The sequence below is a fragment of the Paenibacillus sp. V4I3 genome, from assembly GCF_030817215.1.
Classification (GTDB): domain Bacteria; phylum Bacillota; class Bacilli; order Paenibacillales; family NBRC-103111; genus Paenibacillus_E.
The window spans coordinates 5,012,469-5,027,119 of the sequence record NZ_JAUSZA010000001.1 but is presented as its reverse complement, the minus strand read 5'-3'; the positions used below and the strand labels follow the sequence as shown (position 1 = coordinate 5,027,119).

12 protein-coding genes and 2 pseudogenes are annotated in these 14,651 nt (G+C 38.8%); 3 read left to right on the top strand and 11 right to left on the bottom strand.

Annotated features, from left to right (window positions below):
• Positions 1-658: 658 nt before the first annotated feature.
• Positions 659-853: pseudogene (locus QFZ77_RS23150) on the top strand (peptide-methionine (R)-S-oxide reductase); the annotation flags it as partial.
• Between the two features lies 1 nt (position 854).
• A complete protein-coding gene (gene msrA / locus QFZ77_RS23145) occupies positions 855-1,382 on the top strand; it encodes a peptide-methionine (S)-S-oxide reductase MsrA (protein WP_056837637.1) in 528 nt (175 codons plus the stop codon).
• Positions 1,383-1,564: 182 nt separating this feature from the next.
• Here the strand turns inward: msrA and QFZ77_RS23140 are convergent, their stop codons facing one another.
• Positions 1,565-2,311: an NADPH-dependent F420 reductase gene (locus QFZ77_RS23140; protein ID WP_056837635.1), complete on the bottom strand. Its 747-nt coding sequence runs from the start codon at positions 2,309-2,311 to the stop codon at positions 1,565-1,567.
• A gap of 176 nt (positions 2,312-2,487) precedes the next feature.
• Here QFZ77_RS23140 and QFZ77_RS23135 point away from each other — a divergent pair, with 176 nt between their 5' ends.
• The gene (locus QFZ77_RS23135) at positions 2,488-2,847 is read left to right on the top strand and encodes a winged helix-turn-helix transcriptional regulator (protein WP_307442983.1); all 360 of its coding nucleotides are present in this window, start codon (positions 2,488-2,490) and stop codon (positions 2,845-2,847) included.
• 135 nt (positions 2,848-2,982) lie between these two features.
• Here the strand turns inward: QFZ77_RS23135 and QFZ77_RS23130 are convergent, their stop codons facing one another.
• The 10 genes and pseudogenes from QFZ77_RS23130 to QFZ77_RS23090 all read right to left on the bottom strand — a co-directional run bounded on the left by QFZ77_RS23130 (position 2,983) and on the right by QFZ77_RS23090 (position 14,253).
• A complete protein-coding gene (locus tag QFZ77_RS23130; protein ID WP_307442981.1) occupies positions 2,983-3,774 on the bottom strand; it encodes a P-loop NTPase family protein in 792 nt (263 codons plus the stop codon).
• Between the two features lie 131 nt (positions 3,775-3,905).
• A complete protein-coding gene (locus tag QFZ77_RS23125; protein WP_307442980.1) occupies positions 3,906-4,166 on the bottom strand; it encodes a hypothetical protein in 261 nt (86 codons plus the stop codon).
• Positions 4,167-4,378: 212 nt separating this feature from the next.
• Entirely contained in the window at positions 4,379-4,948 is a 570-nt protein-coding gene (locus tag QFZ77_RS23120) for a GNAT family N-acetyltransferase (RefSeq protein ID WP_307442978.1), read from the bottom strand.
• Between the two features lie 159 nt (positions 4,949-5,107).
• A complete protein-coding gene (locus QFZ77_RS23115; RefSeq protein WP_307442975.1) occupies positions 5,108-5,887 on the bottom strand; it encodes an alpha/beta hydrolase in 780 nt (259 codons plus the stop codon).
• A 167-nt stretch (positions 5,888-6,054) separates the two neighbouring features.
• A complete protein-coding gene (locus QFZ77_RS23110; protein WP_307442972.1) occupies positions 6,055-6,720 on the bottom strand; it encodes a nucleotidyltransferase domain-containing protein in 666 nt (221 codons plus the stop codon).
• Between the two features lie 398 nt (positions 6,721-7,118).
• Positions 7,119-7,763: a copper amine oxidase N-terminal domain-containing protein gene (locus QFZ77_RS23105; RefSeq protein ID WP_307442971.1), complete on the bottom strand. Its 645-nt coding sequence runs from the start codon at positions 7,761-7,763 to the stop codon at positions 7,119-7,121.
• A gap of 828 nt (positions 7,764-8,591) precedes the next feature.
• A complete protein-coding gene (locus QFZ77_RS23100) occupies positions 8,592-11,441 on the bottom strand; it encodes an Ig-like domain-containing protein (RefSeq protein ID WP_307440786.1) in 2,850 nt (949 codons plus the stop codon).
• A 903-nt stretch (positions 11,442-12,344) separates the two neighbouring features.
• Positions 12,345-12,509, bottom strand: a pseudogene (locus tag QFZ77_RS37950) (transposase); the annotation flags it as partial.
• A gap of 566 nt (positions 12,510-13,075) precedes the next feature.
• The gene (locus QFZ77_RS23095) at positions 13,076-13,660 is read right to left on the bottom strand and encodes a GNAT family N-acetyltransferase (protein ID WP_307442969.1); all 585 of its coding nucleotides are present in this window, start codon (positions 13,658-13,660) and stop codon (positions 13,076-13,078) included.
• A gap of 188 nt (positions 13,661-13,848) precedes the next feature.
• Positions 13,849-14,253, bottom strand: a complete 405-nt coding sequence (locus tag QFZ77_RS23090; protein ID WP_307442967.1) for a hypothetical protein — start codon at positions 14,251-14,253, stop codon at positions 13,849-13,851.
• Between the last annotated feature and the right edge of the window lie 398 nt (positions 14,254-14,651).

The window sequence follows — 14,651 nt, the reverse complement described above, 5'->3', positions numbered from 1 at the left end:
ATTTTATGCAAGAATGAATACATTATCATTTGCGCATAATCGGTTACTGCTTAAAATTTGATGGCGATCAGCTTTCAATTTTTTATAAGTTCTTGGTCTTCTTTTACTTTCAAACTCATATCTTAACCCCTATATATGGAATGAATTATACAATCATTATTCTCTATGATTGCTCAACTATCCTGCCAGTTAGCGTAACGCGGCCACCGTTTCACGCCGACGTTTTTATTTAGCTCCCCCGCCAGTTAAATCAACCAGAAACTGACGTGATTAAGAATACATAGAAATCCAATGCTTAGTGGGATCCATCGGGAATGTCATAATGTTCTTGTCAAAATCGGGAATGTCCTCAAGTTCTTGTCATCTGATTTTGACAAGAACTTGAGGACATAAAAACGTACTGAGTTACCTATTTCTGAACTTGTTTTGTTTCATTATTATCAACAGTATCTACCGCAATACTGAGTTATGACGAAAGCGATGAGGATACACGTTTGCTTTTTTAAGGTAAGATAGTTCTTCAACTGTAAAAAACAACAGGTTTGAGTCACGCATGCCGCGGGTATAATGGTTGAGGATCTAACGAAGCTCTAAGGTAGTTAGAAAAACATTGCCTTTCCAATGCGGATATGGGACATCCTAGACAAGGAGCTTCGAGTCCCATGGGATGATAAGGAACGAGGTTAGATCCACTCACGGCGACAGCCATCTCGGTCACGTCTTCCCGGATGGCTGGGCTAATCGCGGTGGCCTACGCTACTGCATCAATTCCGCGTCGCTCCGATTCATCCATCGCGACGACATGGAGAGCGAGGGCTACGGCAAATATCTCGATCAGATTGAGGAGGTTTAACATGCATCAGCGCGCTGTACTCGCTGGGGGATGCTTCTGGGGAATGCAGGACTTGATCCGCAAGCTTCCCGGCGTCGTCTCGACTCGCGTCGGCTATACTGGCGGTGACACTCCGAACGCGACCTATCGAAACCATGGCACTCATGCGGAGGGGATCGAAATCGTCTTCGATACAGCGGAGACGAGCTATCGGCGCATCCTGGAGTATTTCTTCCAAATCCACGATCCTACGACGCGGAACCGTCAGGGCAACGATATCGGCACAAGCTACCGTTCGGCGATCTACTATGCGAGCGACGAGCAGAGAAAGGTGGCGGAGGAGACGATCGCCGACGTGAACGCGTCGGATCTGTGGCCGGGCAAGGTGGTCACCGAAGTGACGCCTGTTGGCGACTTCTGGGAAGCAGAGCCGGAGCACCAGGACTATCTGGATCGCTATCCGAGCGGCTACACCTGCCACTTCCCGCGCCCCAACTGGGTCCTTCCCAGACGGGAGGCCGGTGGCGCCCCGTCAAGTAGACAACAATGAAATAAGAGCACTAAGCAGCCTTAGTTCGGTACTCCACCGGACTAAGGTTGTTAATTTCTTCTGAAACCGCTTAAACCAATCGGATGAAACTACAAAGAGGACTGCTTAAGAGCAGCCCTCCTTGTAAATAACGACTCCCGTTATTTGAACTTCAAACACATCAGTTCAATAATGGTTCTAACTTATGAATTGTATATTTCTCTGTTTAAATTCACAACATCCCTATGCGAAAATGCAACTTCTTTTTTTTCTGCAAGGAGCTCTGCAAACCTTTCCATCACCTTATCTCGTAGTAATGGTGCTTTTTCTTTATTAGCCTTTTTTAATGCTATTGTTAGTTCATCTTTTGTTAGCTCTGTGCAGTAAGCAGGAGTTCCTGGCTGTTGTCTCCAAGAGTCACTTAAAGAACCACTATCTACTGCGTCGAAGCCAAGCTCATTTACTACATCCATGATTATTTGTTTTTGTGACTGGTCATTACCAGCTATCGCTATGGCAATGCGTCCACTAGTACCTTCGGGAGTTCCTTCATTTTCTAAAGTAAAGGCTAATAAATTGTTGAAAGCTTTAATTATAGGTCTACTTAATTGATTATAAACCCAAACACTTTCAACCATCCCGTTCTCAATTTCTTCGATTTTATTGTCTCTAAAAGGATAATAATTTGAAGTGTCTACAACGACTACTTCCTCCCTAACTTTATCTACAACGTTGCGAATGCTTGGCATTGCGTGGAAAGGAATAGAAATTATAAGAACATCAATATTTGTAATTACATCTTCTACACTCACAGGTGTTCCTGTAAGTTCTTTTCCTTCCAGACGTTCAATCCCACGAGCATCTGCAATTTTGACATCATGTCCATTCTTAACTAATTTTTTAGAAATATTTGACCCGATTGGTCCTGCACCTATAATTCCAAATCTCATTTTAATTCCTCCTAATTAATATCCTATTCTTCCAATTCTAAAAGAGTTATATTCCCTCGATTGAGTAATTTGGTTACATGGACTAGAATATATTCATTGCTCGTATTTTTGAAGAGGGCAATAATAATTGACATAGTACATTTTTTTGTACCTAACAGCAGAATGAAGGTGAAAAGGTGTCTAGAATATGTAAGGATGGATTTGATGAAGAATGTATAAAGGAACAAAGAGAAGTATATGGCATTGCCTATACCCAAAATATACTTTCGGGACGTTGGAAATATCTGATTCTTTGGTTTTTGAAGTTTAAAGAGCGTCGTTATAATGAAATCAAAACTTTTTTAGGGGGGATTTCACAAGGGTCTCTAACAATGCAACTACGAGAACTAGAAACAGATGGCTTAATTAATCGCAAAATTTATCCAGAAGTGCCTCCGCGTGTTGAATATTCATTAACATCAAAAGGGGAGGCATTGATTCCTATTATTGATTTAATGGAAGAATTCGGGAAGAGGTTTGGCGATAAAGTAGACTGACCATATTATTAAACTACCCTCCCCGTTACTTCAATGGACAACGGCAGCCGATCGTGTAGCCGGCTGCCGTTGCTGCATTGAACTATAGTTTCCGTTAGCTTAATAAACCATTGCTGTGAACGTCTACCGCACACTTTATCCGATTTTTCGACCTATGGCCCCCACCATACTACTAAAAACCTCTTCCCAGTCAAGGTTTACATTTTCAATTGTATAGGTTGGAAATGGCAGCATATCAAGCAGCCTCAATTCGATCCGCTTGCGGTTTTCCATAAACCTAATATTTTGTTCCGTCGCGAAGTGGGGTCTTGAACGGATGGAAGAAATCCAAACCTGCACACTAGGCTGAGTTAAATAAATTACCACAGGTTGTAAAGCAGCAATCTGATCGGCGATTACCTGAATATGCTGCTCGATATGGCGATCAACAGCTTGATAATGACCTAACAAATCATGAATCTGATGCTGAAAAAACACTGCTTCGAGCACATATACCTCCTCTGAAGTGCTGGCAAGGTCAGAGAAACGTGCCCATTGCCGCTGAATCGTATATGTAAACTCTGACAGCGAGGCTACGGGTGAATCCGTCCAGCATAGCTCACGGGACTTCAGCTCTGAATAGAGTGCATCCAACTCATTGAATTCCTTGTCTTCACGATAAGGAATCAGATAATTGCTACCATTTTTTATGGCCCATGAACGGATTTCATTAGAGGTGTCTGGATACCGCATCAGAAGTTCCTTATATTCCTCTTCGCGGAAGAAAGCGTGCCAATTCAAACTCGTTGGATGCCCCTTTGCACCCTCGTCATAGAAACGGGAGGAAATACCTTGCTGTACTAGGTAGCAGTACAATCGTTCTGCTAACGTCGATTTGCCCGTGCCGCACAAACCTTCAACCAAAATCAATTTGCAATTCTTTCGCATGCGAGTTGCTCCTAATTCTTATTTACACCCGTAACTTCACTATATCTCTGCGCTAGTTGAATAACTACTGGCTCCAGAATCAAATGAGTTCGAATGAGTTCTTCTTTACTGTTTTGACTAAATCCTGTTATTTACAAATTTTTTATCATCTCAATTTTAGTAACGACCCAACCTATATCCTCAATTAAATAAACGTTATATTTTTGAGTTCCTTTGTTCACTTCATTTTTAAAGTTACAAACGCATTCAATGATATACATACGCTCTCTAAACTTTACCTTTTGTTCTCTTAAGGTGATATTTATAATCTTATATTCATTGGTATTGGAGCTTAAATATTGTTCGATTGAAGCTTCTGGACTAGAATCAATATTTCTTGTATCAAAGAACAATTTAATAATGTTCCCAAAATAGACGATAGAAATAAATAAGAAAAAACTAAACACAACTATTTTAATATTTGTCTTTGTTATCCTCGTAAATACCACCTCGGGTTACCTCATTTAATTCAGAGTATACCATAATTTGGAATTAATCTGGTCAATACTTAAATCACAAAAAGAGGAGCGCTGCCGCGAAGCAGGCTCCTCAACTATCGTATCCGTTAGCTTAACAACGGTTTTCTATGGATGTCATTGAATCTCCCCATAACAATGGTGTTATAGTATTCACCGTCGGATAGGATTTTGTCGTTTTTTAATAAGCCTTCGATTTTAAAGCCGAGCCTTTTATACAGTTCAATGGCTTTAGTATTGGTTTCCATGACATTCAGAGTTATCTTTTTTATGTCATTTGAGTCAGCCCAAGCAATAGACTCTTTTAGAAGATTTTTTCCGATCTCATATCCCCAAAAATCTTTGAGTACGCATACACCAAATTCGACTTTATGAGAGAATCTCTTGAGGTAAGTTCCTTCACATCTCGAGAAGCCAACAATACGTTCATCAGCGACAGCAACCAAAAATAAGTTTCTTGTACTGATCGTGTCTGTATGTATTAATTGTTCAAATCCAGGTACATCAATGAAAGCTTCTCCTCTTTCCCTGTCCAGATTCTCCGTCTCTCCATCAATTTGTAGTCTTAACTCGGACAAACCTTTCGCATCGGTTTCGATGGAAGACCTAATGGTGTAGGTCAGGCCATTCACATGAAATTCTTCATTGCTAATTATCAATTGTTTGCCCCCCTATACCAATTTGAAAGACTACCAAATGTTATATTGAACTTTCCTCCCGTTAGTTCAACGGTTGCCTGATAGAAGTAATCAGTTTTTTCATCATTATTAATAGGGGATTTAGAAAAAGTGGAATGTATTTTTATACTATTTTCATTCCTAAAGGAGATCATGATATAAAAACGAAAAAATTTCAGGAGCTCTTTTTTTGAAATGTACATATTTATGCTCTGCTTCTTCTAAAATCTCAAATTGTGTGTGCGTTATTTTAGGTTCCAAAATATGGTATATATTTTTATTTGATGCTAGAAATTCTTTACTAATCATTTCATCGTCCCCAGCTTCATTGGTTCCACAGTCTAAATAAAATTTTTCTATGGAAGATAGGTCGGAATTCCGTAGGAGATTTTCAATTTCTTCTTGATTCCGATAAAAAGCAGAAGACATAATGAACACGCGTGTAAAGATATGTGGATAACAGCATGCTGCGAAAGTAGAAATAAGTCCGCCCAGTGAAATGCCAGCCATAGAAGTTTGATCTGAAATGGTACGGTACTTGCCGTCAATTAGTGGCTTGAGTTCATTTACGATAAAATCAAGATACGTTTTGCCTTTCCCACCTAGTGGATCAACTTGTCCTATTAGTTTTTTGCTATACACACCGTTTGTCCAAGGACAGTATTCGTTAACACGCTCTTCATTTAAAGCATGTCTATCAATGCCAACAACAATAACGTCTAAACGTTGTTTATCTAAATAATCCTTGAGTCCCAAAGAAATTCCACCAAACGCGTCTTCATCATCGAAGACATTTTGACCATCATGCATATAAAGTACAGGATACCTTTTAGTTTTTTCATTGTAATCTTGGGGCAAATATACCCTAATCATCCGATCTTGATAGAATGATGTCATATGAATTTGAAACTTTTCTAGCATAAAGAAACTCCTATCTTTCTAAATCTAATTTTTTGTATGTTTATTATATCAGATTTTACAGTTTATCCCTTGATAAGCATTACTTTTCTTGTTGAGCAATCCTGCCCGTTACTTCAACGGATAACGGTAGCCGATCGTGGGCCGACTGCCGTTGTGTTGTGATTGAACTATCGTTCTAGTCTTTGTAACCAAGCGTGGCCACTTGGGTATTCCTTTTCAAGAGATTCCCTTAGCCATTGTTTTTGCTCAAGATCTAAAAATGCTAAGGACAGATTAAAGTCCTGAATATGATCAGTTACATCAAAACCATCTAAGTAACTTGATTTATAAAAAAGGACTACTTCGGGGGCTAAATACGGTACATCATCTGATGCTAGTAAGGCCTTATTTAGTAGGCGTCTAACATTCGCTTTCCCAGGTAAATAAAAATATCTATCATCACGATTATTGAAAAGGAATTCTACGTATGTAAAACCATTTTGCTCCTGCTTTTCAAGACCGAATCGATACCTATCGTCTCCAATAGGATCTAATTTAACTCGGCTCTCATTTCCAGTGAAGCTAAATAAATTACGTTTTTCAAAAGGTATTTCTTGCTTTCCAAACAACTCGTGAACTATTCCTCCACCACATGCCTCGAATACCTTCCAGCCCGATTTTAACATTAACTCAATGATTATATTTCTATCCTCCCAAAATGCCGCAACATCTATATCTTTATGAATTCGAGTTTCTTTACCAAGAAATAAATCAATTGCCCCACCACCGCATATTGACCAATCAAACCCTCGATCATAAAAAAATGTACGAGCTTGTGAAATTATTTTCTCCATAATTATCAACTCCCCAAAAAGATATCGTTTCTTGAGCTCTTAGTAAGATTTTACAGTATATGGGGTGGGTAGAGCTATATTGTCGCTTGTTTTGCTGCTCATTATCGTCGCGTTATACTGCCCTTTAGTTTAATCGTAAAAAGAGACCCTCAGCAACGGGCTGAGGGTCTAAGTTTATATTAAAAAGGGGGTCGAACTTCATTATAATCTTTAATGATTAATGCCAGATAAAAATAAGATTTCAATCATGTAACAAATACAACTCTCGTTCATCTTTAGCCCAATAACATTGTGTCTACATATTGCTTACCCACAATGGTTTGTCCTCACTAATTAATTGTGGAGTTAGTTCTCTAGGCTGTATACGGCAAATGGTAATCTTTTTTTGTAAGATTTGATTACTTCATCGGTTGAATCGGTTTGCTCTTCAAGATGTCCTCCACTTCTTGGTAGCCATCAGGGTAGGCAAAGTTATAGCGCGCCGGAAGTGCGAACACGTATTTGTCATTGCGCGTCAGTTCGCTTGGGCCGATAGGCGCTGCGCCGATGTGGAATTTATCCTGCTGAAGCTCGTTCCATTGGTCGACAGTAAAGACGAGAATAGGGATATCCTGTCTAGGCTGTTCAGAGGTCCATTCGGGATGGCGGATGCTGAGTTTCGCGCCGCTGACCTTATCGCCTTGCGCATCCCCTACAGAAAGACCCTCCCATTTGTCCGTTACAATCGTGTACCCTTTCCAACTGTCCGGCAGCGTGAAACGGAAGCCGTATTGGATATTCTCATAGATGGTTTGGCCTACTTGACCCATTTGTCCCGTAATACTAATTTCCCGTTTTTCCCCATCCCACTTTACATCAGCTCCAAGTGACTCAGAAACAACCCTCAAAGGAACATAGCTGGATCCATCTACGATCTGCAAATCCGCATTGATTATTTTCCCGTTAATAAATAATTTAATATCCGTTGCAGCATAAGCCCCAACAGCAATAGACGCTGCGATTACACCAGTAAGTCCAAGTGCAATTAATAATTTCTTCTTCAAGTAAATTCCTCCTCACTTTGTTTCCCCATCATTTCTCTAATGCTTACGCCAGTTTCTATACCCTCGTTGAGTTTAGTTTTCGCTTACAGTACCTCAAACGTATGATTAGTTCAAATTGTTGCAAAAAAATTTTATCCATAGCATTCGCATTAGTGTATTGTTTCGTTGTCACCATGAAGCAAATTACATCAAATTATTTATTCCGTTACTCAACCTGATAGGTGAGCATTAGTCTTATTTTACAATTGCGCTTTTATTCTCCTAGTCACTCACAGATTAATTTTAGAGGTCTAAATTACCTATGACTATCTCATCATGACCACGCTCTACTGCCCGTTAGTTTAGCGGTTAAATTTTATGTGTCGGCATTCGGACAATGTTCTTGTCACAAATCGGCAATCGACTCAAGTTCTTGACATTGTCAATTTACAAGAACTTGAGCCGATAAATAAAAAAGCCCGCGGTTTACGCGGACTACTGCTCACCATTACTTAGCACATTGTTTGAATTAAAATATAACTCCTAAACGAAACAAAATCAATTCCAACCATTACGTTTAGAGGATAAAATTCTGACTCTTACCTTTATCGTACAAGCATGTTCCTATGGAAGATGTGTCAAAAATATTTGATGCTGCTGCAAATCCTTTATTTCTTGCTTGAGATGAAACTGATGCTTCTATTTGTGATACGGTTCATGTAATGTTCTATTTGTATCGCCTCCAAACTTACTATAGTAAAAAAAGCCAGCGTAACAAATCGCTGGCTTTTCAAATTGAATATGGCTGGAGAATTCATCTCATCATCAATAATTCATAATTGACATTATTTATTTAGGTTTTACTACAACAGGAATAATTATTTTAAATCCATCATATTCCGCAAATATCACAGCTGCTCCTTCTGATTTCGCTACGATCTTATGATCAGCGGTCACTTCAGCTACTTCCGGATTAGACGTACTCCATGTGACATCAGCCGTAACGACTTTTACCGTTCCATCGCTAGACATTGCATTAATGACTACCTCACTTGTTGAGCCTGCTGAATTTACGATATAACCCGGCGAAGAGCTTATCCCCAATGTAAATGTAGGATACTTTGCTACGACTTCAACATTAATTGTCGTTGACATACCAAAAACAGTAGCAGTTATCGTCGTTTTTCCAACAGCGTGAGCGATGATATGTCCATCAGCAGAAATCGTTGCAACCGATTCGTCCGCCACCGTCCATTTTACTAGGCTAGTAACATCAAAACAATCACAATTACCATCTCTGCCCGGATGACCAAAGAAAGCAATTATAGACACGTCCGTCGACTTATTAGGTTCTAACATCACATTGCGGGGAAATGACGTTAAAGCTACAGGCTTTGTGTTTCTTACCCAAACAGAATCTCTCAAACCTCCATAATTGAAATAGATGTATGCTTCACCAGGGCCGACCCATCTAATGACCCCGTTCTGATCAACAGTTGCTACTTTCTCATCGGAAGATTCCCACTTCCCATCAGTATCAACCTGAACTATATTATGATCTGTATATTCCGCAAAGGCGTCCACATCTACAGGAGCTCCTGCCTCAGGCTGTATTAGCATTCCCAGTATGTTTTTAGTGATTCCGACTAAATTAACTGGTCCCTCTTTTTCTGTTACTTTTACTGGAATTTGAATAGAAGGGAAACCTTCAATTGTTGCACTAACTTTCGTTTTACCAATTTTCTTTCCAGTAAATTTCCCGTCTGTAACACCAGCAACATTAGGATCCTCTGAAATCCACTGGATTGACTTCGTAATCTCTTTTTGAGTTCCATCATTGTATTGGGCTAAAACATGTACGGGATAAAGCTTATCTTTTTGAACAATAACATCCAATGAGGATACAAGCAATGATTCTATTTTTAAATCCCCCGTAGATGCATTATTTTCAGAAAGGATTGAAACCTTCAAGATTTCGGTGCTTGTCCCGTGATTGATAAGGACCTGAGTTGTACCTGGTGCAACGGCTGTAAGAACACCATTCTTAACTGTAACAATGCTTGGGTCTAGTGATGTGAATCTTGAATCTGAAGTGACGTCAGTTGTTGAACCATCTTGATATTTTGCTTTTACAGAAAACGAATGCATGCCCTCGGCTAACCGAAAGGAGATGTTAGTTTCACTAGGAATCAGATCAACAATTTTATTCACTAAATCTTTAGAAGGTTCTTTTGAAACGACAATAGGAACCTGCTTTGAGTAACCGGAGCTATCTACGGTAATTATGGCTGTACCAGTACCTACAGCAGTAAGTAGGCCATCCTTATTCACTTTAACAACATCAGGATTAGATGATTTATAAACCGCAGATGGAGTCGAATTTACAACAGATTTGTCCGTATAGCTCGCTTTTACCTCCAATTGCTGCTGTTGATGTACCACCATATTTTTTATATTTGGTGTAACAGAAATCGATTCAGGGGTTGGAGCCTTCTTCTGACCGTCTTTATCCGCGACAGCCACCGGGATATCTACAGTGTGACGACCATTAGCATAGATAGCATGCAAAACGGTTGCGCCACTCAATTGACCAATAACCTTTGATGTACCACCAAAATTTTGCTGAACTGAAGCTACGTAGAAATTGTCGGAGTACAATTGAACGGAAGCTGTGACATCCTCCGTGCTCCCATCACTGTAAATCGCTGTTATTGCAATTGGCGCTTCATCACCTACACCTATGGAGAGGTTTGATGGAGAAGCAGCCAAACCAATAACTCTTGGAGTAGTAAGCTTATTGGTGACAGTAACCTCAATTTTAACTGGAGGAAGAACATCTGATCGATAGGAAGCTGTCACAATTGTTTTACCTGTCTTACCTCCTATGATTAATCCTGAATCCGTTACCGTTGCAATGCTGCTATCTTCGACAGTCCACTTCACTTCACTTGGATTTACATTCTCTGACTCTCCGTTATTGAATACTTCGGTTAATTGAACCGGCCAATTTGCACCTGGCAAAATTTCAACAGCAGGTTCATCAATTACAAGCTTCTCCGGCTTAACAACATTAACAAGTACAGCATCAACCAATTTATCGTATTTAAAATATATATATGCTTGGCCTATTCCAACTGGGGTAATCAGACCATCTTTACTAACTGTAGCAACATTACGATCTGTCGTTGTCCAACTTCCTAAAGAAGTAACCTGTCTACTCTCGGGGTCCCTTGTAAAGGCAAATACTTGAACCGGCTTATCAGAGGTTTCTAACCTCAACTTGCCAGCCGAAAGTAGAAGCGCCGTTACATTTTCTGGAACATCTCTTATAGAAGCAAAGAAGTTTATCTGTGGGAAAGTTGAGTAGGTTACTCTCAATGAAACATCACCTGGTGATATCCCTTTTAATACGCCATTTTCAACCTTTGCAATCGACGGATCTCTTGATTCCCATTTAGCTAAATTAGTTACGTCTTCCATCGAACCATCGCTATAAAGTGCTTTCAAAGCGATAGGACGCTCTTCCCCTTCATCTATGAATGTAATTCTAGGTGCAGCTAAAACGAGCGATACAATTGTTTTCCCTTCTGCCTTTACTGACTTTTCAGGCGAGGCAGAAGCCAAACTACTAAATAGAGACAGGATTACTATAAAGATGAGAGTTAATACTGTAATTCGCTTTGTTACCTTTGTTCTCATTTGCCAACCTCCGTATTTTTTATAGCAATCAGCCTTTCAACCTAATATTAGACTATAAAAAATGTATATCATATAGAGCGATAGTTTTGATTTTTCAGAAATATAGCATTGATTTCCACTCATCTGTTTTGTGACTTTTCACATTGATTTCGACATTCATAAAATTAAATTCTACTGGAATCGATCCGTATCAACATAAACGCCGTTAGTTTGCTTACTGGCATGCTTATCCTTTCAAATTAAATAGTCCTTGGGGATCAATGACTATTTAACCACTGGTCAATTATATCAAGTTTTTATCCCTAATCGTATTGCCATACAAGCTGTCCCTTTCTCATTTTTGCTGCATAGATGATTTGCCCCGTATGATGCTACATATTTAAAGCCCACGACTACTTAGGTGGATATGTTCGAAAAAAAGATAATTTACTTGTTACATTTTATATTTAATTAATTGTATCTAAAAAACCCCTTCAGTTTCTTCACTTCTTCACTGAAGGGGTTTTTTAGATACATATTTAAGGATCGTTAGTTTCTTATTAGGTATTAGTTATCTATTAAACTACTTTTATAGAATAAACTAACTTTGTTGTCTAAATATTAACTTCTTGTAACATAGGTGTAAATATCACATATAATTGAGAGACTTGAAAAACTCACAGGACTTATGCAGTTCGCGAGATTAATTGGTATTTGTGAGAATCTATGTTTGAGTAAACCGGCCATCACGTCATGAAAAGTTGGGGAGGCCAGTAATCCGAAATAAGACTTGCAAAGCGGCGTGCTTCTATGTCAAAATCGATGAAGATTCGTTCAGACCCTTTGCGGTTTCTGCGACGGACCTGACAACGAGTGTGGAAGAGGCCACGAACCATTTCGCCGTGGGTGTAGCCTTCATCATCACTATGTTTTTTTGTTGTTTAATTGCCATAACGCATAGGTAAGAAGGGTTTCGGTTGCAAAAAGTAATTCCATATGTGCATGCTGGTGTGCCTCGGATTTGGAATGGCAAGACTCAAAGCCGAGTTCCTGCTTAGCGACCCGGAAGAAAACTTCGATGCGCCAGCGTTTGCCGTAGACACTTCAATTTGGTAATTTGAACTCGTAGAATGCGAACGGCTATATCATCATTATGTTCAAGGAAAATAAAGTATTAGACTGAAAAGACCTAAACTTAAGAAAATCAAATAAAAAAAGGGTTCTACATATTATGTATGACTAATATGTGGAACCCTTTATGTTTAACTATCGTTTCCGTTAGTTGAATCAGCTCAAGTCAAATGTGGTCCAACCAACTTCAAGTATTTTCATTTGAAGATCCCTAAATTCTTTTTTTGCATTAAAATTAGTAAATTCGATCTTAGTAAAAGGCTTTGTAAAGAATATAAAACAACATGGTTTTGCACAGATATCCCGTTCTCCGACACATTTACTCTTTGTACGATAAGATTGAACTTCATCATCCATCCAATTATTTTTCCTCTTGTTATACATAACCCAATTTTCATTGCACTCTCTAAAATCGACGAAAGTTTCCTTATCTAAATTAAAGAAGGTAAAACCCTCTGATGTTACCTCACCGATCCTCAAAAATGACTCACCTCACGTTTAGTCGTAAAGGGTTGGAAAAATAATTAAAACTCCACACCGCGAACCTTAGAAAATACCATAGTATCTCTCAATGAACCATCTACATCACACTTATCATTTCGAAGAATTCCTTCTAGTGTGAATCCCAGGCGTTCGGCAACTCGTGAACTTCGAGCATTGCGTCCATCACATCGGATTTCAATTCGATTAGCTTGTAACTCATGTACAGCATAGTTTGTAATAGCTTCTACTGCTTCAGTAATATATCCTTGATTGCCAAAAGATGTACGCACCCAATAACCAATTTCAAATTTTCGCGATTGCCAATCTATTCGATGTAAACCGCTGCTACCAATTAATTGACCTGTTTCTTTCAGAATAAGGAGTAATCGTAGATCGGTGCGATCCAAGAATTGAAGCTTAGATCGTCGGATACTTAATTCAGACTCTTCAATTGTAGGAATGTTCCCAGCCCACGGCATCCAGGGACGCAATTCTTCAATACTTTCTTTAACTGCCTCATTTACCCTCACGCCATCTTCCCATAATGGGGCTCTTATAAGCAATCGTTTACTTTCAAAGCTCTCAGGTATCGTATATAGTATCGGATCGGTTGGTTTAATACTCATTCAATAACCCCCTATAGAAAATATTTCCATAAGATTAACAGCATTTTATGCATTCTTCAATATAAAATTATGAAAACTACCCGATAGGTGAACGAAAGGCTGCCGTTTATGCCAGCAGCCATTTTCTAGGTTGAATGTTCAACTATCGTGTCCCGTTAACGTAATGACGCTGTATCACTGTAATAGCCTTAAGATTTGAATATTTCTGTTGTTTCTCTTTGAACATAATCACTCAGTATCACTCTTTCATTAAAAAAAGCTTTAAAAAGTACTACTGCTTGATCAGAGTTCAAAACTTCATTTGTCCTTACTTTTATTTCTCCACCGCTATAGGTCTTAGTACTTGTCTTGATCAGACTCTTAACACCTATTACAAAATGCCTAAAATCGTTTCCGCTTTTATCTGGTGATCTGTATTCTATTGTCATTTTTGACTTAGAACCCGCACATTGAATAAATAAAAAATCATTAAACGATAATGTACAAAAGGAACTTGTTATGTTGTTCATTTGTTTGAGGAAATTGATAACAAAATCAATATCTGGATCAATATCTTCCATTACATGGTTATCTACTTCATATTGAAATTTCAAGAAATTCAGCCCCCACAGTTGTTCATTATATTATGAATATTCGCTTGTAAACTGAACAATCCTGCCCGTTAGCTTAATCGTTACACTATACGTGGATCTTTTTAAAATCCGAAATCCTGCTATGTAGGTAGTTTTGTGTCATTGGACAATTGTGTCACAATCAATCACTTGCTTTCATCTTTGTTTTTTATCAATGTCCCACTTTTTTAGTTGACCTACATCAGATCGGCAATCGGAACATATTCTTGACATATTAAAGAAATGATGAGATCGGGACATCTTCTAAGCTTTCTAAAGAAGAATTAATTGAAGTATTTAGTGGAGAATTACTGACTAGAGACATATCTAATGTTAAAGAGATATTCGATATTTATAACATATTTAAAAGAGGCAAGTAG

Excerpts from the sequence above, each read along its gene's own strand:
- msrA (WP_056837637.1), top strand. The coding sequence starts at position 855 with ATGCATCAGCGCGCTGTACTCGCTGGGGGATGCTTCTGGGGAATGCAG.
- QFZ77_RS23140 (WP_056837635.1), bottom strand. The coding sequence starts at position 2,311 with ATGAGATTTGGAATTATAGGTGCAGGACCAATCGGGTCAAATATTTCT.
- QFZ77_RS23130 (WP_307442981.1), bottom strand. The coding sequence starts at position 3,774 with ATGCGAAAGAATTGCAAATTGATTTTGGTTGAAGGTTTGTGCGGCACG.
- QFZ77_RS23115 (WP_307442975.1), bottom strand. The coding sequence starts at position 5,887 with ATGCTAGAAAAGTTTCAAATTCATATGACATCATTCTATCAAGATCGG.
- QFZ77_RS23110 (WP_307442972.1), bottom strand. The coding sequence starts at position 6,720 with ATGGAGAAAATAATTTCACAAGCTCGTACATTTTTTTATGATCGAGGG.
- QFZ77_RS23100 (WP_307440786.1), bottom strand. The coding sequence starts at position 11,441 with ATGAGAACAAAGGTAACAAAGCGAATTACAGTATTAACTCTCATCTTT.
- QFZ77_RS23095 (WP_307442969.1), bottom strand. The coding sequence starts at position 13,660 with ATGAGTATTAAACCAACCGATCCGATACTATATACGATACCTGAGAGC.